General features: G+C 36.1%; 20 protein-coding genes and 1 pseudogene. 13 read left to right on the top strand and 8 right to left on the bottom strand.

Translation table 11 applies throughout. From position 1 onward, the window contains the following. Positions 1–31: 31 nt before the first annotated feature. Positions 32–943 carry a superoxide dismutase gene (locus tag D0469_RS20425; RefSeq protein ID WP_233523131.1) on the bottom strand — a complete coding sequence of 304 codons (912 nt, stop codon included), beginning with the start codon at positions 941–943 and terminating at the stop codon, positions 32–34. A gap of 751 nt (positions 944–1,694) precedes the next feature. On the opposite strand from D0469_RS20425, the gene D0469_RS22035 reads away from it, so the two are divergent. After that, positions 1,695–2,201 (top strand): CBO0543 family protein, encoded by a 507-nt coding sequence (locus D0469_RS22035; RefSeq protein ID WP_117328560.1) that lies wholly within the window; start codon positions 1,695–1,697, stop codon positions 2,199–2,201. 299 nt (positions 2,202–2,500) lie between these two features. Here D0469_RS22035 and D0469_RS20895 read toward each other — a convergent pair whose 3' ends face one another. Continuing rightward, positions 2,501–3,097, bottom strand: coding sequence for a CopD family protein (locus D0469_RS20895; RefSeq protein ID WP_142919219.1), 597 nt, complete (start codon positions 3,095–3,097; stop codon positions 2,501–2,503). 169 nt (positions 3,098–3,266) lie between these two features. On the opposite strand from D0469_RS20895, the gene D0469_RS20890 reads away from it, so the two are divergent. Continuing rightward, positions 3,267–3,536, top strand: a complete 270-nt coding sequence (locus tag D0469_RS20890; RefSeq protein ID WP_142919218.1) for a hypothetical protein — start codon at positions 3,267–3,269, stop codon at positions 3,534–3,536. Between the two features lie 40 nt (positions 3,537–3,576). On the opposite strand, the gene D0469_RS20410 is transcribed toward D0469_RS20890, so the two are convergent. Then, positions 3,577–4,143: a copper resistance CopC family protein gene (locus D0469_RS20410; protein ID WP_158553608.1), complete on the bottom strand. Its 567-nt coding sequence runs from the start codon at positions 4,141–4,143 to the stop codon at positions 3,577–3,579. A 337-nt stretch (positions 4,144–4,480) separates the two neighbouring features. Here D0469_RS20410 and D0469_RS20405 point away from each other — a divergent pair, with 337 nt between their 5' ends. From D0469_RS20405 to D0469_RS20390, 4 genes are all read left to right on the top strand, one after another. Beyond that, entirely contained in the window at positions 4,481–5,155 is a 675-nt protein-coding gene (locus D0469_RS20405; RefSeq protein ID WP_117328557.1) for a response regulator transcription factor, read from the top strand. Positions 5,156–5,158: 3 nt separating this feature from the next. Beyond that, positions 5,159–6,559 carry a sensor histidine kinase gene (locus D0469_RS20400; RefSeq protein ID WP_117328556.1) on the top strand — a complete coding sequence of 467 codons (1,401 nt, stop codon included), beginning with the start codon at positions 5,159–5,161 and terminating at the stop codon, positions 6,557–6,559. A 133-nt stretch (positions 6,560–6,692) separates the two neighbouring features. Then, on the top strand, positions 6,693–7,265 hold the full coding sequence (locus D0469_RS20395; RefSeq protein WP_325048988.1) for an SCO family protein: 573 nt from the start codon (positions 6,693–6,695) through the stop codon (positions 7,263–7,265). 126 nt (positions 7,266–7,391) lie between these two features. Next, positions 7,392–7,865, top strand: a complete 474-nt coding sequence (locus tag D0469_RS20390; protein WP_117328554.1) for a FixH family protein — start codon at positions 7,392–7,394, stop codon at positions 7,863–7,865. A gap of 377 nt (positions 7,866–8,242) precedes the next feature. Here the strand turns inward: D0469_RS20390 and D0469_RS20385 are convergent, their stop codons facing one another. Further along, positions 8,243–8,575 (bottom strand): DUF192 domain-containing protein, encoded by a 333-nt coding sequence (locus tag D0469_RS20385; RefSeq protein WP_158553607.1) that lies wholly within the window; start codon positions 8,573–8,575, stop codon positions 8,243–8,245. Positions 8,576–9,249: 674 nt separating this feature from the next. On the opposite strand from D0469_RS20385, the gene D0469_RS20380 reads away from it, so the two are divergent. Then, entirely contained in the window at positions 9,250–9,444 is a 195-nt protein-coding gene (locus tag D0469_RS20380; RefSeq protein WP_117328552.1) for a hypothetical protein, read from the top strand. Between the two features lie 677 nt (positions 9,445–10,121). Here D0469_RS20380 and D0469_RS20375 read toward each other — a convergent pair. Further along, a complete protein-coding gene (locus D0469_RS20375) occupies positions 10,122–12,164 on the bottom strand; it encodes a methyl-accepting chemotaxis protein (RefSeq protein WP_233523130.1) in 2,043 nt (680 codons plus the stop codon). A 789-nt stretch (positions 12,165–12,953) separates the two neighbouring features. Between D0469_RS20375 and D0469_RS20370 the strand changes: the two genes are divergently transcribed. Further along, a complete protein-coding gene (locus D0469_RS20370) occupies positions 12,954–13,712 on the top strand; it encodes a PAS domain S-box protein (protein WP_117328551.1) in 759 nt (252 codons plus the stop codon). A 216-nt stretch (positions 13,713–13,928) separates the two neighbouring features. Here the strand turns inward: D0469_RS20370 and D0469_RS20365 are convergent, their stop codons facing one another. Next, entirely contained in the window at positions 13,929–14,705 is a 777-nt protein-coding gene (locus D0469_RS20365; RefSeq protein WP_117328550.1) for a class I SAM-dependent methyltransferase, read from the bottom strand. A gap of 891 nt (positions 14,706–15,596) precedes the next feature. Between D0469_RS20365 and D0469_RS20360 the strand changes: the two genes are divergently transcribed. Together D0469_RS20360 and D0469_RS22205 are read left to right on the top strand one after the other, a co-directional pair. Next, complete coding sequence (locus tag D0469_RS20360; protein WP_117328549.1) at positions 15,597–16,685, top strand: GGDEF domain-containing protein; 1,089 nt, start codon at positions 15,597–15,599, stop codon at positions 16,683–16,685. A gap of 46 nt (positions 16,686–16,731) precedes the next feature. Continuing rightward, positions 16,732–16,935 (top strand): DUF5680 domain-containing protein, encoded by a 204-nt coding sequence (locus tag D0469_RS22205; RefSeq protein ID WP_407675761.1) that lies wholly within the window; start codon positions 16,732–16,734, stop codon positions 16,933–16,935. 131 nt (positions 16,936–17,066) lie between these two features. On the opposite strand, the gene D0469_RS20355 is transcribed toward D0469_RS22205, so the two are convergent. Further along, a complete protein-coding gene (locus tag D0469_RS20355) occupies positions 17,067–18,311 on the bottom strand; it encodes an ATP-grasp domain-containing protein (RefSeq protein ID WP_117328548.1) in 1,245 nt (414 codons plus the stop codon). A 162-nt stretch (positions 18,312–18,473) separates the two neighbouring features. On the opposite strand from D0469_RS20355, the gene D0469_RS20350 reads away from it, so the two are divergent. Beyond that, positions 18,474–19,523, top strand: a complete 1,050-nt coding sequence (locus D0469_RS20350; RefSeq protein ID WP_117328547.1) for a YheC/YheD family endospore coat-associated protein — start codon at positions 18,474–18,476, stop codon at positions 19,521–19,523. A 322-nt stretch (positions 19,524–19,845) separates the two neighbouring features. On the opposite strand, the gene D0469_RS20345 is transcribed toward D0469_RS20350, so the two are convergent. Next, positions 19,846–20,190, bottom strand: a complete 345-nt coding sequence (locus tag D0469_RS20345; RefSeq protein WP_117328546.1) for a general stress protein — start codon at positions 20,188–20,190, stop codon at positions 19,846–19,848. A gap of 224 nt (positions 20,191–20,414) precedes the next feature. Here D0469_RS20345 and D0469_RS20340 point away from each other — a divergent pair. Together D0469_RS20340 and D0469_RS20330 are read left to right on the top strand one after the other, a co-directional pair. Continuing rightward, positions 20,415–20,900, top strand: a pseudogene (locus D0469_RS20340) (aldo/keto reductase); the annotation flags it as partial. Positions 20,901–21,681: 781 nt separating this feature from the next. Beyond that, on the top strand, positions 21,682–21,984 hold the full coding sequence (locus D0469_RS20330; RefSeq protein ID WP_117328544.1) for a hypothetical protein: 303 nt from the start codon (positions 21,682–21,684) through the stop codon (positions 21,982–21,984). The last annotated feature ends 285 nt before the right edge of the window (positions 21,985–22,269 follow it).

Below are 22,269 nucleotides of genomic sequence, written 5' to 3'. Positions count from 1 at the left end.
GAGACGTGATTCCGTTTTTATTATATTGGTTTTAAAAGGGTTGCCACATGATCGTTTTGGCTTGATTGAATCGTTGTTCCACTTCCCTCCAATTAACTATTTTCCACCAATTATCAACATATTTAGCTCGTTCGTTTTTATATTGGAGATAATAGGCATGTTCCCAAACATCTAGAACAAGCAATGGAATGACATCCCATTGAGTCAGATTTTGATGCTTTTCAGCTGTTAAAATCTCTAAACGATGTGCTCGAGGGGCCCAAACGAGAATCGCCCAGCCAACAGCTTCAACATTTTTTGCTGCTTGGGAGAATTGGTCTTTAAATTTTTCAAAGCTTCCAAATGCAGTAGTTATTGCTCTGCTTAGCTGGTCTGATGGTTTACCCCCTCCTTGCGGACTCATAATTTTCCAAAAAATTGTATGTAAATAGTGACCAGAACCGTGAAATGCTGCTTCTCTTTCCCAATGCTTAATTAAGTTAAAATTTCCACTTTCACGTGCTTTTTGCATTTCTAATTCTGCTTTATTAAGTCCGTCTACATAGCTTTGATGATGTTTATCATGATGTAATCTCATGATTTCTTCTGAGATCACAGGCTCTAAAGCATTATAAGGATAGGGAAGGGGGGGTAATCGATGTCCCCCAATTGGGACGACTTGAATTCTTTCCTCTTCGTCCTGATCAGATAACAGTTCAGCTTGGTTTATGAAGCCAGTAAGCTTGTCATATAAGGATGTTGCTTTCATACTTAATTCTTGATGATTAAATATGCGATTTTCCGATTCCACTTCATTTTTAAATGAAAAGAAGGTGTCTTCCCATTCCTGTAGACTATGTTCGTCGATATTTGATAATTGTTCTCGAACAGATTCCCATGTTATTTCGATATCTTCACACCAATTAAATAATGACTCTCGATACGTTTTTTCATTTAAATTCAATTATTTCGCCTCCTAGGTTAACGGTCACTAACAAGATATGATTTCATCAGCGTAAAAATACACATCGCAAACACATCAATATTGTTTAAAAATGAAGGTGTATCATTTAAAAAGTTAGATATACAATTGCTAAATGAAGAAACGTCATTTGGTGTAGGACGCATTGAAATCCTTGCAGGTATCATGAAAACCTCGGAGGAAGAATTATTGGAAAATTATTGAATTTTTTAAACATCCCCGAATAGTCGAATTCTTTCGGAAACTCTGTGAAGAAGGAGAACAACCTTTTAGGCTTATGTTAGCTGAGGTTTGGCTGGAATAAGGAAAAAACCTCAATTAATAGCAGTGTTTTGTCGCAGCTTTAAAGTGGGACAGTTATATCTTATGGTGGATCTATAATTGGAACTATTAGGCGGAAAGGTTGTTCCAAATCATCTGAGAAAACCAATCGATTCCAATTCATTTAGATATAGTGATGGGGTTTGGATATTATTTCATATTATTGACTATTTTCTTAGCTGTGTTATGTAGGAATAACAGTTTTCTATTAAAAGGATATATTTCCAATATTTCACGAACGGGTGCCTGTGTAAAGATCGGGCTGTCATTTTGGCAGCTTTCTTTATTTGACTAATGTTTTGAAATATACTTCCTAAAATTTCTTGCCTCGGCTTTTTACACAACTAATATGAACATACAAAGGAGTAAAAGGAGCAAACTATTTGAAAAACACTCGAAAGGGTGATGATATATGCACGTTGCAATTGCCATTCTAACCATTTTGGCTTCTTTTAAGTGGGGAAATTGGAGAACCTGGAGAGATTACCATGCAAGTATGCTCTTTATTGCCACAGGGGGGCTGCTTTACGAATACATTGTAAAGGACTTTACCTTATGGAAGTTCAAACCTGATTTGTTATATGGACATGATATGACGGTAATTGTTTATGCTCTTATAACTATGCCTGTTAGTATCTTTCTTTATCTCTCCCATTTCCCCGAGAGGTGGTTTCACCGACTGATTTATATATTCCTTTGGTCTGGAATTTATATTACCGTTGAATGGATTTTATTTGTGTTTGGGAGAATTTTTTATCAGAATGGATGGCAATTTTCGTATTCATTTTTATTTGACTTAGTTATGTTCTCGGTCATTGCGTTGCATCATTATTATCCTTTTCGAGCATATTTGATATCCTTATTCATTATCTTTTTCTTAATATCTTACTTTCAGGTTCCTTTTACAGTTTCTAAATAAATGGAACCTATTCTTGTTGAACATACGCGTGCTTTGCCAATATCTGCGGCTTTTTTATATAAAGCTAACGGTTAATTAAAGAAGAGGAAGACTATTTTTATAGGAGTGTAAAAACATGAAAGAAAATTAGAGATAGTGGAGAAAGAATAAACTCTTTCCATATGCAAAGAAAATGAGGGGGAAGACGATAAAATAAATATTAGTCAATGGGGATAAACATCATCTTTGGGAAAACAAAAGTTTAGTTAGGAAAGCATCCTATTGGTCTATATTAAAACGTAAAGGATGCTTTGAATGTTTTAAGTTAACGGTACAATTGATAATAAAATAGTGAAAAATAGTGCAAGTACCAACAGGCAGCCAAACAATGCGAACAGGTATGGTCTAGTTTTATGTTCATACACCTGGGACATTGACACCGTAATAAGGATTGAAATTCCTACAAATATCATCATTTTAAGGTTCCAGGCTAGTCCGACGGAATATTGAGAATCCCATTCATCACCGGTAATAGCCATTATAATAGGGCTAATTCCAGCCGTATCAATTGTGTAAGACACATCCTTTGGCGGCACAGATTGACTCATAAACGCAGTGACTATGTATACTATTAATAATAAACCGCTTTCAGCTCTTAGCCAATTTTTATTCATTTGTTTTTTTTGAACAAATCCATTAATGAAACCAAAAATTAATACTAATGCATACAACAAATGCTTCAATAAAAGTGCTTCTCCATAAGGCAAAAGCCAGGAATTCAAGTACTCAGGAACAGTATATTCCATGAGGATAATACCTGCGAGGAGAATCAAAAATACACAAGTGAGTGCGAATGGTGTAAACCATTTTCTAAATACATCCCAGTTTGAGTCACCTGTTGATTTCCAACTTATCATTAATAATACGCCTGTCCAAAATGCCATAGATATGAAGTGCAGCGTATTCGCCAAATAACCCCAAATTGGAGATAGAGAAGCAATGTGACCAGACCAACATATTATAAATGCAAGCAAAATGATCCATAATAGTATAATTCCAGCGTGCATTCTAGAAGTATGAATGTCCATGTTTACGAGGAATAACACCAAAAAAATGGAGACAGTCAATACCGCCAGCCAAGTTGTTCCCGTTCTTGAGTGCAATAAAACGCTTGTGATCACGACTGAAGTTTCTCGATTAGCCGAAAATCTAATAAGGATTTCCAACACTGGAACAAATGCTAGCAATGGAATAAGCATTGCCAGTATCACAAGAAACCGATTTGAAAAATCAATCGGTACTCTCTTATTTTCATGTAAAGAAGCTAAAAGACAACTGCCAAGCAACAAGGAATAACAAAAATACAGAGCTGCATCTGAAAACGTAATGAGCCATGTCATTTATTTCTTTTTCTTACCATAACTAAGATGATTCCTCCGATAACAATCACAGCGGCAATTACTATTATCAATGGTGAAACACCGTTTGTGTCACTGTCATCGTCGACGGTAGTGGAAGGGTCAGCAGTTGATTCTTCTTTTTCCTTTTCTACAGGCTCAGTTTGATCTTGAGATTTGGCATCGTCATTACTGCTCGGTGCAATTGAAGGTTCATTGGCCACTTGAAAAGCTAAATTACCTTCCAGTGGATGCCCATCCTCAGAAATGATATTATAGGCAACGCGAATGTTCCCCTTAGGAAGAGGATTCACGAGTTCCCCGGTTATCGTTTGCCCATTAACATGTACAGTTTTTAATTCTAATTCCTGTCCGGTTTCATCCGTTACAGCCATAGTGCTAATATCTTCTATATTCCCTTCAAAGAACAGTGTAATTTCTTTTGTATCTTCCTGAACAATAGAGTTGGCTTCTGGCTTAGAGCTTTCGATTCCTGTATGAGCAAAAGAAGAAGTAGGAAGGGTGAATAGAGAAAGAGCTAACAAAAAACGCAAAATGAACTTCAAATGAATCACCTCATAATTATTTGTTTTGGAAAACCTTTCAAGTTTCCATGGTTCTTTGGTGTTGCTCGTATAATGTAACTCCTTGAATGCACTCATCCTTGATTAAAGATCATTTATTAGAATATCCTTCCATTATAAAAAATCTCCGCTTATTTATGGACCTGTGTAACTTGGCACCTTGTTCATTGTAGGTATCTATAAATATCAAGTCAACCAAAATAGTATCTCTATCATATATTTTTTTAAAGTCTGCTTAATCTCACAAAAACTTCACATTTCACCGTTAAAATAGGTATTATTTATATATAAATTCCTGCACAGAGCGAGGGCTTGAAGTTTGAATAGTATAACAGTAATGATTATAGATGATGAGGAAACGATGAGGGATTTAGTAAGCACCTTCTTACAAAAAGAAGGATATAGGGTTGTAGAAGCTGTTAACGGTACGGACGCTTTGGCAAAGATCCAAAAAAGCATACCCGACCTCTTAATTGTAGATGTGATGATGCCATTTATGGACGGGTTTTCGTTTGCTAAAGAACTAAAAAGAGAACATGATATACCGATGATTTTTTTATCAGCGAAAGGTGAAGAGTGGGATAAAATTCAAGGTCTTAAATTAGGTGGAGATGATTATATTGTCAAGCCTTTTCAGCCAGGTGAACTATTAGCTAGAATTGAGTCTGTATTACGGCGTGCTAAAACTGCCCTAAAACAATCCGACCAGTTAATTATTGGTCCTTTAAAGATAGACACTCAATCTCATACTGCAAACGTAAATGGACGTCCCATATCCTTAACTTTGAAAGAGTTTGAACTGCTCAGTTTACTTGCCAAAAATAAAGGAAAAGTCTTCTCCAGAGAACACCTTCTTCAATACATTTGGGGTGATACATATCATGGAACTGAACGGACTGTTGATACACATATAAAGACCTTAAGACTCAAGTTAACGGAAAATGGAAGCCTCATTCAGACAGTGTGGGGCATAGGCTACAAATTTGAGGTGTAACCCTTGAAGGAGATAAAACTTAACCTAAGTCAAAAAGTGCTGCTGCTTATCCTGGTAACCATTGGATTCACGATTCTTTTTTCTTTCTTTTTTCTTCATTTTCTCTATAAGGATTTATATTTAAGCAGCATTCGGGAGTCTGTTATCTATCAAGGAGAAAGGACAGCTTCTCATTATCATTATGGTTCTTTAAGTGACGAAATTATTGAAAAAATTCATTGGTACAATGTCGTTTCAGAATATGAAATCATCGTTGTTGATAAATTGAAGGATTTATACTCTTATTTTCCTTACGAAATTAATGATGATGCCCTTGTTAATATAGATGATCGAAAACAATTGATCGACGGCAATTATATTTTAAAGGAAGGTTATGTTAAGGAATTTGATCGTACAGTAGTTGGCGCAATTTTTCCTATCAAAAATGATACGGCCCTCATTGGGTACATATATATCTATGTTCCGCTTGCTGCTATACAAGAAGTATTCCAGGGAAGCATTCCAATTCTAATATTGACAGGTACTGCTTATTTTCTTGTCTTATTTTTGGTGGTTAACAGAATTCGCCGATCCCTGTTCCAGCCTCTCACAGACATACGGAATTTTTCAAAGGAGGTTTCAACAGGTAATTACTCAAACCGTTTGTACCCGCAGAATACGGATGAAGTTGGTGAACTGGCAGAAGCGTTTAATTCGATGAGCCGGTCACTGGAACAGCAGGAGGAACGAAAAAAGGAATTTATATCAAACGTTGTTCATGAGCTTCGGACACCGCTGACCTACATAGGTGGTTATACTCAAGCATTAAAGCAGCAAATCTTTACTTCTCCCGAGGAAGCTGAAAAGTATTTAATAACGATTGAAAAAGAAACAGATCGTTTAACCAAACTTATCCACGATTTAGTTGATTTGAATCATCTTCAGGAAAATCTTTATATATTGGAAAAAGAACCAATTGCAATTGCTCAGCTTCTGTTTGACACTCTGGACCTTTTTCAAATACATGTGACCGATAAGAATTTGAATATAAAACTGAGTGTTCAAGATGACCTCATCATTTTTGGAGATCCCAAACGAATTCAACAAGTTCTTTATAATGTAGTAGATAATGCGATTAAATACAGTACTAAAAACACGGAAATTCAGATTAAATTGAACGAAGTGTACGAAACGATGCTATTTGAAGTCACGAATAAGGGTATCATTATTCAAGAAGAAGATATTAACCGGATTGGAGAACGCTTTTTTCGAACAGACAAAGCACGTGGACGATCTACTGGTGGATCTGGTTTAGGTTTATCAATAGTGAAGGAGATTGTGCAATTGCATAGTGGCCATTTTTCGATTACAAGTCATTCCATCCAAGGTACCACTGTCACTATAAAGTTACCACTTTTATCGTAACCGCTGGGCTTATACCCGGCTTTTTTTGTGTGAAAAATATAAGCAAGCATCTCACAAAAACTTCACAATTATTGTTTATTCTTGTTTTATAAATCTTTAATATATTGCCTCTGGATTAGAAAAGGGCATAGGAATGAGGTACGCTATGAAAAAAATTGCACTAATGTTACTTTTACTTAGTTTTGTTGTTCTTTCTGCCTGTGGGATAAATAAGAACAAACCGTATGAAATGGAATCATTTACTTACACGAATCAATATGGCAAACCATTTGGAGCTGAAAACCTGAAAGGCAAAGTATGGATTGCGGATTTTATTTTTACTAATTGCGAAACTGTCTGTCCGCCAATGACATCCAGTATGGCTAAAATACAACAAAAGCTGCAAAAAGAAAATCTGGAAGTAGAGCTTGTATCTTTTAGTGTGGATCCAACTGTTGATACACCTGACAAATTAAAGACGTATCTGGAGAAGTTCACTCAGGATGATTCAAACTGGAATATGTTAACAGGCTATACCCAAGAAGAAATAGAGAGATTTGCCAGAGAACATTTTCAAACCCTTGTTCAAAAGCCTCAATCCTCTGATCAAGTTATCCATGCCACAAATCTATATTTAGTTGACCAAAATGGAAAAATCGTAAATGACTATGGATTTCAAAGCTCCCATTATGACGAAATAATCAATGACATCAAAAAACTGGATTAACGACATGAAGGAGTATTAAAGATGGCAGTTACAAATCAACAGCTTCTTCATTGATCGTTTTGTTTTAGAAAAATACATCCTATAAAAGAACTCTTAAGACAATAAAAGAATAGGGGAGGCCGGTTTATGAGAAAGAGATTATCATTTATTTTATTAACCATTCTACCTGTTATGATCGCAGGCTGCGTGAACAAGCAAAACACAAATACGGAGCAACCCCCAGAAATAGTCGAAGTAGATATCCAATTGCCAGAAAAAATTGAACCCAACGAAGAAACTAATTTAAAGGTCAAGGTAACACAAGGAGCAGAAGCTGTGAAAGATGCAGATGAAGTGAAATTTGAGATCTGGGATGCAAATAAGGAAGAAAAAAGTGTTTTTTTAGAGGCTACTCATGAAAAAGAAGGGATTTACACTGTTAAAAATATCTTTAAGACGGACGGAATCTATTTTGTACAATCACACGTTACAGCACGCGGCCTACATACTATGCCTAAGAAAAGTTTCATCGTAGGGTATGTTACAGATGAATTAATAAGAGAATTTGAGAAAAACTCTCAACTGGTACATGAAAGCAAGGAGGATGGGACTCATCATTAGTTGCTATACATGCTGCTAACAAAACAGGTAAATATAAACTAGCTAGCGTTTTCAGGCACGGCTATTTTGTTTGGAAATGACTATCCCTATTAGGCAGCGAGAGGTAGAGACTAGTTTATTAATAGTATCAACCCTTTCGGTGTTCTTAAGTTACATATTTTAGTAATGTTTAGCCCTCCAAGTTTGTAAGCTGCAAAGTCAAATACAGTGTAAATAAAAGGTTGGTTTAGTTGAACCTCACTCCTGCATAAAGTACTAATATATGGGTTCTTTTTGCGCTATTGTTGATTTTCTTTCTTAGTGAGTTAGGAGAAGAAGAAACAAGGTATACATGTCTTTTATAGTCAAATTAGAGAATCAGTTCTGTTCTGTTCGCATTACCAATACAAGAGAACATCCCCAATCTCCGGAGATGGCAGATCAAGCGGGATCTCCAGAACAGCATAGGCCTCTTTATAGGTGTTTCCGATTTGCCACGGATGAAGCACCTCCTGATGAAAGACCGTTCCATCCTTTAAAAGATAGGAGATGGCAAGAGGGTAGTACATATGAAACATGTGAACCGCATTGCACGGAACGAGGAGCATGCCTGGAACCGTGCCGGGTTTCGTTCCCATCAGCCCCCGAACCCGAGAAAAAAATGAAGTGGCAACTTCAGCGGGAAGAGTATAGGTGAAATTTTTCCGTTTGAAATAAAGGATGTGTATCATGTAGGGTGCCTCCTTTATGATAAAGTAAATAAGGGCATAAGAGATCCCCTTTAGCCTTTGGGACAAAAGCATTTTGCGGGTAAACTCCGTGTGCTGTTTTACGTTCGCGCTTTGGAAGTCTCCCAAAAATGAATTTGCCTATGACGTATCTTTGTAGGTTAGCCGTCAGTGAAGCGTATATATTGCTGTGCAGCGATTAACTGATTAAATACCGCCTTCCATTCGCGTCCATGTGATATATGAAGGCTTTTGGCACAGGTAGTTGGATTAAAGCATAGCGGTCCCCGATGTAAGAGGATAATTCCCTTTCAAAACCGCAAGAATCATTTCTTCATCGCTGGAGCATCGTCTTCCTCCTGTATATGCGCAAAGCAGCCGAATTGCCCGTTTCGTAAGATAACACGAAAGAAAAAAACCTTGCAAAAGTTTTCGCAAGGTAGCTATTATTTAAAGAGGGAAATATCTTATATTGTCGAATTATTATATAAAAATAGAAATTTCCAGCTAAAAATCTTGAGGGGGAGAGAGAAAGTAAACAGAAATCAAACTTCATAGAGGGACATTGGTCAATGCGAAATTGGTTAACTTAATTAAATTACTAAAGTACTTGCCAATCTATCAAAATTACGTTTTGCTTACTATATTAAACTACAACTTATAATGAGGGGTGTAACATGAAGTTTGCGTTAATTTTAGTAATCATTATCATGTTAACAGCAGTTGTTTTAACACTGTTAGTAGCAGGGAAAGGCGATAGTGATTATAGTAAATCTACAAAAAGAAATATAACTAACTTATCTTTAATTTACGTCGTAGTTATTATCCTGTCATTATTTGCGGTTGGAATATACTTCAAGTCGCTCGCTTAGAGGAAAAACGTCCAGGAAAGCAGTGCAGCATTCTTGCTATGAAGCCTGAGTTAACATCGTTACTCTTCTGATAAGCGTAAATTACAGACAAAAAAGCTGGTTAGCAAATTATCTAACCAGCTTTTATGTTTTATATGGGGCCCAACTAAATGTTTAACCCAACAATATTAACACTTTAATTCATTAAAAACCTTTGGACAAATTTTAGAATTGTGGTATCGAAATTTTAGGCATGGATACAATAGGAAAAAAGCCTGTACCGTCTTGGTATAGGCTTTCCTCTCCCCCCATTTAAGGGAATATGGAGCAAGATCTGCTCTATTTAGCAGTCTACTCTGCCTATACTTAGCAGAAACCGCTAAATATTCGATGGGACGAAGTTTTCCTCCGTCTCACCGGGAAATCAATCTTTCCCCACAGTGTAGGCAATACATGAAATTACTGTTTCCCAATAGATTTTTTCAGTGTTTCCTATAGAAATACACTGGACATTTTGGCTCACAGTAAATTCTGTTATGTATCGCTACAGTCTCCATTTACCCCGTGTTTACATAAATGAAACCAAATATTTATATCTGCTTAAAAAATTAATAGGTCAAGTATTGGCCATTGTTGATAGAAGTCGAGGTGGTGCGAAATGCAGAAGGGGACTTATAAAGAGGTCCGCTTGCATGCATTTATATCTTGAACTGTTTTACAAGTTGCTGTAAGTCTTCTGCCATTGAAGCGAGTGCGATTGAGGAAGAATTGATCTCCTCCATAGACGCTAGCTGCTGTTCTGTTGCTGCTGCAACTTGCTCAGAACCTGAAGCGTTATCCATGGCAAGTTTAGTAAGATGTTTTGCCGATTCAGCGATTTCTTCTACACTTGCAGATATCTGCTGGACAGTGGCTGTAATTTCTTCTATTTGTGGAGTGATATTTCTGGAACTGTCTAGAATTAAATTGAATTTTGAGGCAGTCTCAGAGGAAATTTGAACCCCTTTTTCCGCGTTTTCCATGACTTCACCCATGAGTTTGACTGATTCTTCTGTATCTTTTTGGATTGTTTCAATAAGTTGAGCGATGGATTTTGTAGATGATTGGGACTGCTCTGCTAGTTTCCGAACCTCATCGGCTACAACTGCAAATCCCTTGCCGTGTTCACCTGCTCTGGCTGCCTCAATAGCTGCATTTAGTGCTAATAGATTTGTTTGGTCTGCAATGGTACTAATGACATTAAGAATGTTGCCAATTTCCTGGGAACGAATGGACAGCTGGCCAATTACTTCATTCGATTTCCTTACAGACTCATGAATAAATGTCATTTGCTGTAAGTTATCCTGTACGAATTTACTTCCTTCTTCTGCTTCTGTGCTGCTATTCCTCGATAGTCTTGAAACATTTGTTGAACTGTCAGCAATGCGTAATACGCCTTGGAGTACTTCCTGCAAAGAATCAGAATTACGTTCAAGAGCAACTGTTGTATGTTCAGCACCACTTGAAATTTCTTGAATAGCAGCTGAAACGGTTTCTGTGGCTTTCGTTGATTCCTCAGCGCTTGAATTTAATTCTTCCGCCGAAGCAGCGACTTGAACAGCATTAGAGGAAATGCTAGTAATTATGGTACGGAGCTTATCTATCATTTCATTAACGTTATTCGTAAGCTGGCCAACTTCATCATTGGAGTTAACAGAAAGTTCTGCAACCTGTAAATTCCCTTTGGTAATTTCGTTGACTGTGTAACTTAACTGCTGCACTGGCCTAGTGATTTTCTTAGCAATAAAAATGCTTATCATTACTGCTGCCAGAATAATCACTGCAGAAACACTATAAAATAGTATATTTAAAAAAGAAATTTCGCTGGCTAATTCTTTTTTTGTATCCATAAAGCCTGGGAACCGGTTAAGTAATACGCCTGCAATTTCACCCTTATTATTCAACAGCGGTTTTAGTTGTATTGCATATGGTTTGCCTTCAAGATTCTCAATAGCTGAAACTGTTTTTTTATCGGTTAGCACCATTTGCAATAAAACGTATAGAGGTTCAAAGACAGGGTTTTCTTTCGCTAAGGATGATATGTTTTTGGCTTTTTCCTTTTGACTTTCACGCGAGAATTCAAAGAAAACATTTCCAATTTCATCTGTCTTTGAATCTGTCATCAAATAGAAATCTTTTTGGTCAACAGTTAGGAATAGAGTGCTTCCTGTATTGGATGAATCAGCTATTTGTTTTACAAAAGGCTGATAGGTTTGCTGACCAACAACAACGGCACCAATCACTTTCCCATTATCCATTACCGGTGCTGTAATTTGAAGTTTGCCGTCTTCCTCATTCACTTCCCAAGAAGAAACAATTTCTGCATTATTTAACGCTTGATTTGTTGATGGATAATTAAGCTGATCATAACCATCATATTCAGGTATTGTAGGACAAGCAAGGATTGGTGTTCTTCCATCTGAAGTACGGTCTTCCAATCTTGTAACCCAGATTAAGTCTATGTTAGCATTATTTTTTGCATAATCTGCTGACTCTTTCATGGTATTGTGAACTAATTGTGGGTCATTTTTTTTAATCCCTTCTTTGACACCAGGCAATAGAGCTAATTGTTTAGCTAAAAGGACCGCAGCTTTTTCTGTATCAGCAACCTTATTATTAGTTACTTTCTCAACCATTTCTTCCTGTTTTCTTAATTGATCTTCTAATAAATGGTTTGTATGGGCAGATGACTTGTTTAACATGAAGTATGACACTAATGAGCAAGCAATGATGGAGAATAAGAGGATCGAGACAAAAGGGACAAGTATTTTCCACTGTAAAGACTTAATAATGATTCCCCCTAGCTGAAAAAGATAGAATAGTTCTTATATACTATTAAATTCCAATATATATAAGTATTTTATATTATTCAACAAGTTTTTTAGGAATATTTAAAATTTTGTAATATTTTGTTTTTGACACTTGCATGGGAAATGAATTCAGGTTCTTGATTAGTATGTGATATTGACGGAATTGCCAAGAGAAGATCTTTCTTTTAGATTGATCAAAAAAACAATTAGAAGATGGAATATCCGAGAATTTGAATAATCAGTTGGAAGCAATGAAAGCAATTAAGATCCGTATGAATGAAGTCAATGAACAAATTCAAACACTTAAAGTAACATTCAAATTGAAGATGAGCTGCAGTGTTTTTCCACTGTAATCGAAGAAATTACAGATGGTGACAGCACAATGGCTGCATCTACTGATAAACTAACTGATATTGCGAGACAGATGTAGTAAGGGATACGAATCTTCATATAGATAGTTGTGGAGTCAACAGTTTCTGCTGTTGGCTTTTTTTGATTGTGTAAAAAATGTTTGATAGAGTTCTTTAACAAGTAGGCTCAAAAGTTAAAGAAATAACAGACAATAAACGGATTACTTCTTAATTTAAATAAGGGCAGGTTCATTATGCAAGAATTAGAGGAGATTTAATGGTAGTATGAAAGGATAAAAAACTTAGCTTATGTCAGGGGTGTGTGATTTCCATGAAAATGGATGAAGAAATGTATCGTCAAATCGTTGAATCGTCCGCAGATGCAATTATTATTCAACAAGATGGAAAATTCATGTACCTAAACCCCTCAGGAGTAAAACTTTTACGAGCTGCTTCTAGTGAGGAAGTTATAGGTACATCAGTATTCGAGATAATACCTGAGGAGTATAAAGAGTTTATAATAAGGGACGCAAACTCTGTCCTTGAAGAAAATAAACCGTCTGAAATTATCGAAAAACAATTAAAGCGGTTTGATGGTACCCTTGTTGAAGTAGAAACAATCTGTACTCCTGTTATTTATAAAGGCAGAACTGCGATTCAATCTGTTTTCAGAGATATAACACAGCGTAAAGAAACAGAGAGAACACTCGAAAAAGTGGCAAAAGAAAGGAATGCACTTGTAGCTCCTGTTCTGCCTATATTAGAAGGAGTCGCTGTGATGCCCTTGGTGGGTTCTATCGATGATGATAGGGCGAAATATATCTTGGAGCATGTGCCTGTAAAAGTACAGGAACAGAATGTCCACACTTTAATTAGTGATTTTTCAGGTATAAATACACTTGATGAAACGGTAATCGACTGTCTATTTCAGACGAGTGCCGTGCTTGGGTTACTTGGTGTTCGCTCTATTGTTAGCGGAGTAAGACCAGAGGTTGCTCAAAGTGTCATTCAGCTTGGAATGGATTTATCATTAATACAAATATTTGGAACTGTTCAGCAAGCATTACGTGAATTTGGTGTCAAAGGGTAGCTGGAAATCGAAATTCTTAAATGAATAGTTTAACAAAAGATTCTTTACCTTAATACCGGCTGCCATTTTAGCCGGTTTTTCCTGTTGAGTTAACAGTTGAAAACTCCAAAAGCTTTTTAGTGTAAAAATTGGAACGAAGTGCAGTGATTGGATGATTCTATTTAAGAGGCGAGCCTATAATCAATAATTAAAGGAAGGGACTTTTGATCCCTCATTTTATTCTTTTAGACCGGCCACACGTATTCTTTTGTAATCAGCTATCCAGGTACCTTCTTTGTATAAAATTTCTTTTAAATTATTCTCAACTTTTGTTATTATGTATTCTGTTATATTTTGATCAATTCCTGCAAAAAAATCACTGCCGAACATCTTAATCCAATTTCTTAATCCACTATCACCGTCTAATGGGGTGGGTCTATCATAATGTTGGGCAAATGTGACCCGAAATCCGGCTTCCTCCATCAACAAAGCATATTCTCCAATACTAGGATAATACCAAGGGAATTGTTCGAGTGTAAATTCATATCCGGATTCATTAATTTGATTAATCATTTCATCAGTTATTATTTGAACATTTCCTTTACCGCCAAATTCTGCAATGAACCTTCCACCATGTTTTAAGCTTTTATAAATGCAATTTAGTGCTTTTTCTGGCTTTTTTACCCAATGTAAGGTGGCATTAGAGAATACTGCATCAAAATCGTTAGTATACGCCAAATTTGTAGCATCTTGAACCATAAACTCAATATTTGGGTACTTAATCTTTGCTTGCAAAACCATATTATTAGATTTATCGACACCTATAACATCCACTTTATAATCAAATAACTTCTTTGCCAAATCTCCTGTCCCACAACCAAGGTCAAGTATCTTCTCACCCTGTGTGGGAGCTAATAATTCAACCAGACTGTCTCCGTACTTCGAAACAAATGAATGTTTCATATCATATAGATCTGCATTCCAAGTATCCTTCGTACTTTGAATGTTATACATAAATGAGCCCTCCCAAATGTAATCCCTAGATAAATGCGTACTTCATTTATTTTAAGTACACTCATTTTTCTTAACGTTGCTTTGTCTGTGACCATCAGTTATATTTTGACTTTTATAGGATCGAATACATTAATCATAACAAAGATTTGACATGATGGAATTAATTTCGGCTTGCACGGGAAAATTTTTGAGGGGGAAATCAGTCTCTCTTCCATTGGACACTGGCTAACCTTTCTATTTAAAATGGAAAAGCATAAGCTATAAGATTTTAAACTTTGGGCTATTTGCAAGGTTTAGGATTTTCTGCCAGGTGATATTCTGGAAACCAAGAGTGATGGATAAACTTGGATAGGCTGGAAAATTAGAATGCTGTCCGTTAAATTAAAGATTGGGAAACCTTTATTAAGGGTTTCCCTATTCGTTTTTGCGATGATAGGTAACTCCGTAATACATGAATTAAGTTCGTAAAAAGATTCTTTTGATTCCATAAAAAATCAATGCAACTGCGTGATGGACCTCTCCATTTTTCCGAAATCTTTTTATTTAGCCATTTTGACGTTTGTAATACGGGGAATAATACGACTTTGCGATTGAGTAGTAATATGTACCTAATCCTTTTTTGAGAAAAGATATGGAAAATATTCATAACCATAATTCTCCCTAAGCGTAAGGGAGGATTAAGAATGGATTTATTTTGGGCAGAATATATAAATTTGTCTGAATCAATGAAAACAGCAGCTGAATGGCTACAAAATAAAGCCGAAAATTAGAAATTATGGTGTGAAGCTCATTGGACTTTTTTCTTTTTTTCTGTTTGTATATACAGGGTTAGACTTCAAACAAAACATGAGATAAAACCTTAAACACTCTGAAAGGGTGAAAATCCTATAAATGTTGATTTTTGAAGATTTTTTTATTAATTTTTGTATACTATTTACAGGTGTTTTCCTGATTCATCACTACTTCCTTAGTGAAAAGGGTCCCTCGAAAAACTCTATTCAAAGACCAATCCAGGGAGGCGTCTTGCATGGACTATTTGGTGTGGTTTTAATGCACTTTGGGATTCAGCTAAACGATGGCCTTCTTATCGACCTTAGAAGCATTCCAATGATGGTGGCAGCATATGTTGGCGGCTGGGTATCCGCTGTAACCGCTGCAGCCATCATTATTATCTCAAGATTGTTGTTGTACCCAATCTCGTTTTCATCCCTTAATAACATATATGTTCTTAGCTTATCAGCCATAGTGTTTTCTTTCATTTGTAATTTAAAAATTAGTTCCAGGAAAAAGTGGACCTTTATGCCAGTATCCTTTATGGTTATTCTCGGTTCTACGTTTCGCTTGGTTGTAAAAGATTTTGAAACAAGAATGATTATTTTCGTGCAGTATGGTCTAGCTATTGCTTATGCTTCTCTGGCAGTTTATATTTTTAAATCTTACCTTTATCGTACCGATGAGCACTTCGATAAGGTAAAAACAGCTTCTGAAAAGGACTATCTTACAGGTTTAAATAATGTTCGTTCCTTTGATGAAAAGATAAATAGCCTTTTTTCAACAACTAAAAAACAAAATAGTGAATTATCCTTGCTGCTTATAGACATTGACCATTTTAAACAAATTAATGATACTTACGGACATCCGGCTGGAAATGTGGTCATCCATAAAATTGCTCAAATTCTCTTACAATGCTGCGGGCCGGTTGATGTTGTTTCCCGTAATGGTGGTGAGGAGTTCAGCATTATTATGCCTGATTACGATTGTCAATCCAGCAAGGAAGCTGCAGAACTACTACGTAAAACAGTAGAAAATAGTACATTTAGAATCAGCGAGGCTGTAGACTTGCAGGTTACTGTTTCCATTGGTTATGCAACCACTAAACAATGTAATATTATATCGGTTGAAGACTTGATAGATAAAGCAGATCAAGGTCTATACAAGGCGAAACAAGCTGGCAGGAACCGGGTCAGGAAAGGGTTGTAAATAAGCTGTGTGCTAATATAAAGAAAATTTAGTGTTTGTTAAATAAGTGTACTCATTCCTTAGCATTGAGATGAGAAATATTACTGCAGAAAACACTTTCCGAGGCCCAAAATCCTTTTACGAAAGCGAATTTAGATTTTCTGACTCGAATCTAGGCACAAAAGTGCAATTCTTAGGTAAAGAGACTATCACCGTCGGGAATATAGAATTGGATTTTAGTCTCAACTATTCCGGCGGTTTTGTTATGTAAAATAGTGAATTATCACTAATTTAATTAATGAATGCATTTGCTATTCAAGCCATGAGGAATCAGCGTCTTATGTTGTTTTTCACGCTGATTCATTATGGTTGAATTCCGATATAAATCAGAAGGGAGCTATTTTAAAAGGGTCTTTTATAATGAATTCTGCTAACAGGCTGTTCAATGTCAAATGTAATTTCGTTTGCTGCTTCCTGTGCGATTTTTTTGGCGTCTTCCTTTACATCCGAAACGGCTAAAACATATCCGTAACGGTCACCCATAGATAAAGGCGGTCTTACATATTTTCCTTTCCGAGCTTTAATATAAACCTCTTTAACTCCTTGATGCTCAGAAGCGCGCTCTTTTCCGGTTATTTTATTCACTTGTCCCTTTTGATTTACTGTAATGTATTGAACATAAACATACTTTATATGTTTGGGAGTAAGATCAGGTGAATCCCCCAACAATAATTTTATAGTCTGTTCAACTAAGTTTATTCCATATCCTTCTTCAATAATTCGATTCATGGCCCCCCCTGAGATTCTTGGGTTGATTTCAATCAGTTTCCATTCATCCTCTACAAGCCTCATTTCCAGATGGCACGCTCCATTCATCACTCCAAAACTATCTATTATGGCTGTTACGGCTGTTAGAATATTATCATAAAATGATTGTTCAATATCTGCTGCAAGGCTGTAACCGGTAACGATAAAACGCTTATCGTAGGTGATTTCCTGCTCAATTACAGCAATAATATGAACTTTACCCTGATAAACAACCGTTTCAATTAAATATTGAGGTCCTGTGAGGTACTGCTCTACTAAAATTGTTGCAGCCTTTTTCCTAAGTTTCGTTATAGCTTGCATTAACTCCGTTTCAGTTTTGGCCAAAATTACATCCTTTGATCCAGCAGAAATCGGAGACTTTACGATTAGCGGTAAATGGTTCTTTTGTCTCCCGATAAAAGTTTGCAGATTTTGGCCTGACTTATAGATTGCGAAGTAAGGAGAAACCGGCAGGTCCTTAAGAATGTTGCGTGTCAGAACCTTATCCTCCATATCAAGAATCACTTTAGACGATACAACACTTTCAGCACATAATTCAGTTAAAGACACTGCTACGTTGACATATGGATCTATAAAGCTCATTACAGCTTCTATCTTTAATCCCTGTTTTTGTAATTTACGAATATTTTCCTTCATTTTATTGTAATCAGACAATGAGCAGTAAATCATTTGATTGATATCTGGGAATTCCAGCCGCTGCTCTATAAATCTATTGTTGTCTGTAAACAGCACCGTGAAATAACCTAAACGTTGAGCAGCTTTAATCGCTTCTCTGCTTGAACCTGACTTATTTGTACTTATAAAAACGATTGTTTTCATGACTTCCCACCCACGGCAATTTGTCTTATTAATTGGACTTACCATAGGATACTAACTTCATTGTGAAAATGTGATTATACCTTGTTAAATTGGGAATATGGAAAAGCCTGAATTGAATATGGTTTTGGAGAGAAATAATTTCAGTGAGGTGAGCGATTCCTTATGACATTAATTGGTATGCTTCACCGAAGAGCAGACCCAAGTAAGGTGAGAAGGGCGTATGCGTATTCCGTTGTTGCTAAAGCAGAAGGTGTAATCTTGTTTTACTTTACACCAGGAATGGTTAATATAGTGGACGAGATGATAAATGGAAAGGTTTATGAAAATGGCCAATGGGTTAATAGAACCTTTCCTTTTCCTGATGTTATATACAATGCAAGTTACCCTGCAAGTGAAAAAGCAGAGGAAATTTCAAATTACCTGTATGAAAAGATTCCTTTTACAAGCCACTCTGTTGGCAATAAATTAAGTGTATATAAAAGAATTAATGAAGGATCTGAATTTAAAGACTTCTTAATTCCTACTTTTGAACTTACAAATGCAGCCAAATTGAGCGTAATTGAAAAGCACTATTCAAACTTCATCTTGAAACCTGTATCAGGTCATCAGGGAAGCGGAATACTGTTTGTCGAAAAAGAAAGTTACAGACGTTATCGGGTGAAAGAAAAAGGAAAAGCAGTAACTCTTGAAAAAGAAGAATTTATGGATTTAGTTTCTAGAAAAATCAAAAAACAAGAATACCTGGTGCAGCCTTATTTTACGTTCAAAATGAAATCGGGTCAGGTTTATGATATCAGGCTTCATGTCCAAAAAAATGGAGAAGGGAAATGGGTAATTACAGCCCTCTATCCGCGAGTAGGAGCATTTGGGCTGCTAACATCAAATATGAGCAGCGGCGGCTATACATGCTTTCCGGATGTTTTTTTAAAGGGGGAGTTTGGAGATTTCTGGTATGATATGAAGAGAACTCTTGCAGCCTTCGCAATCAGTTTCTCCACTCACTTTGATACATTATATGATGATGTCAACTTTGACGAATTAGGTATCGATGTGGGAATTGATAAAGATCAGAAATTGTGGTTAATCGAAGTGAATTGGAGACCAGGTCCGCCGATAATTTTTAATTGTGAGCTAGACGTTGCCAAGAATACCATTCATTATGCTAAATATTTAGCCGAACAAGCAAAAAAGAAGAAGAGCTTAGAGAACTAACTTAACATCTATAAATTCCATTAATAAAAGAAAATTGGGGCTGTCCAGAAGTCCTTTATAGGATAGAATTCTCCCAAATTAAAAACCTAAGAATGTTGATATAACAGCATTCTTGGGTTTTGCTTTTTTAACATTTTTGCTGAAAAACCTACTTTTCGGACAGCCTCTTGAGATTAGAGGAATTATATTTTTTTTCTTCAACACTTTAGCATAATTGCTTCATCACCGCACCCTTAGTACTTCAGCCTCAAAACTCGACCTGCTTATTTCTTTTTCCTCCAATTTAAATCGTTTGCGCTTTCCTGAGAAATGGATAAATACATTACATTAAATAATCTCTGTAACTTTCATATTTAGTAATTAATAAAATTTTACCGTCATCAAGTCGCTTTTCATATGTGCCTGCTTCCGCCGATGTTAAACCAATTTCCTCCATTTTAGAACGTAATTTGTCGCTCTTGTTTTGAAATACATTTTTAATGGCGGTTGCGACACCCATTTCATTCATCCCAATTTTCTTTGCGTCAGAGTGTTTAGCTACTTGTTCTGCAATAATGTTATCATGTGCTAAAACAAACACTTCATCTTCCCTTATCCCTTTACTTTGAAGAGTGTTAGCTGCATGTACAGCTTGCTCGACTGTGTCGTATTCACGTACAAATGGCATTTTTAATCTCTCCTTTTTAGTAAGGTTATATTTAACCTTTTCACTGAAAAGGACAAAGATAAACATCTAATTTCTATTGATCTGAAGGAGAAGAATTAATTACTGAAACATCTTTTTCACTATGTGGGTGGAATAAGTAGAGGTAACAAGGCAATAAAACACCAAGCGTTCTTGGTTAAAGTTTCTTCCATCCGGCAGAAATTCTGGAGTAGAGTCGCATTGGCCATCCGATTTCAGCTCTGCAAACAGAATATTCGCTTTGGAGCCGGGATGTAGAAGATGAAATGTTGCCGACAATCAGGGAACTGGGGATTGGCTTTGTGCCATACAGCCCACTTGGAAGAGGTTTTTTAACCGGACAGATTCAGAAGTTTGAGGATCTTGCAGAAGATGACTACCGTCGCTTTTCACCGAGATTCCAGGGTGAAAATTTCCACAGAAATATAGAATTAATGGATAAAATAAACGAAATCGCAAACGAAAAGCACTGAAAGCCTCCGCAGCTGGCCTTAGCATGGCTGTTGGCACAAGGAGACGATATCGTGCCAATCCCTGGAACAAAAAGAAGAAAATACTTGGAAGAAAATATTGGGACATTAGATGTAAAATTAACCCAAGAAGATCTTGATCGTATCAACGAAGCAGCACCTCAAGGGGCAGCAGCAGGCGAGCGTTACCCTGAGGCTGCAATGAAAGGAGTAAATTTATAGCTATACTGCTCTAGGGTCAGTTTTCCTTGTTGGAACGACCTATTCCCTAAAATTGAAAGAGGTCTTTTTTTTGCTTCTAAGGTGAAAAAGTTTAAAATAATTTATACACGTAACAATATATCAATTATCACTACATGTTTTACAAAAAGATTAAAACCTGCTCTTCATTTATTCCAGAAAAATACCGCTTAATCTATAATATTAACATTTAACAGTCAGGAAAGTGTAGAGATGAAAATAACGAGATTTATAGTTTCTTTTAGTTCATTTGTATTGACTACAGGAATTCTTTACTTACTTGGTCATATGTTTACTATCCCTTTGTTAATGTATCATTATGAATTTATAGATGATGGTGCCTTTTATACAACAACGGGTTCGGTGGTTCCGTTTTTGATCGGCATTTCTGTAAGTTTTTTTGCAGAAAGACTATATAATCATAAATACCATCAAAAACTTGGCTAAAATAGCCAAGTTCTTTTTCTGCCGAAAGAGAAGATTAATTAGGGAGTTAATTTTCACTTGAAGTGTACAAATATGAATTAGTTTACTTCAATTTAGTTGATAGTTATTGTTCAAGAACTGTTTAATAATCCATATTTCCAGGTGCTGGACGATGGGGCGGCACCATTTCGCCAAGTTTGAGAAGAAGAATCGACCGCTTGGAACATTGTTTAAAAAGTGTTTAAAGTAACTGAATTGTAAATAGATTGTTAATCTAATACGGTTGATGTTACGAAGTACAAAGTATAAACTTTATAACTATTAAGGAGTGATAAAGTTGAAAACAGTAACAGTAGATAAACTATCATTTAAGAAAGATCTATCAATTATTGAACAAAATTCGCTTACAGAAGTTCTTTTCAAGTGGCTTGGTAAGCCAGCTATTGGACTAGATCAAATTCTTTCACTTGAGTACAAGAATGATGTTTTTGCCAAAATGGAGAATACATCGGAAAACGATATAATCATTCAACAGCATAAATACTTCAGATATATCACGCTTACAGAAGATAATCAGATTATTGCAGGATTATTAGACTCCAATAAAGAGCTTTTTCATACAATTTTGTATATAGATTAACGCTGGGTACATCTTATTTTAGTCTTTGCAAGGAAAAATAGATATTGCTGTAAGAGGAAATAAAAAAAGAACACCTGTTTATCTTAACTAAAGGATAGATTACATAGTGAATGGAGCTGCTTATGGGCGGCTCCTTTCTTTTTTCACTCCGTTTACTCATATTGTATATTTAGTAATGGCTGCATGAAAATCCAAAACAGGCGGGACTTGGTATCATGATATTGGTTAACGCTTGAGCAGTTGTAACTGCTAGACTAAATTGAACAGTTTTTGCCAGATAAAAAT

The organism is Peribacillus saganii (assembly GCF_003429095.1).
Classification (GTDB): Bacteria; Bacillota; Bacilli; order Bacillales; family DSM-1321; genus Peribacillus; species Peribacillus saganii.
This window is presented reverse-complemented; position numbering and strand designations above follow the sequence as displayed.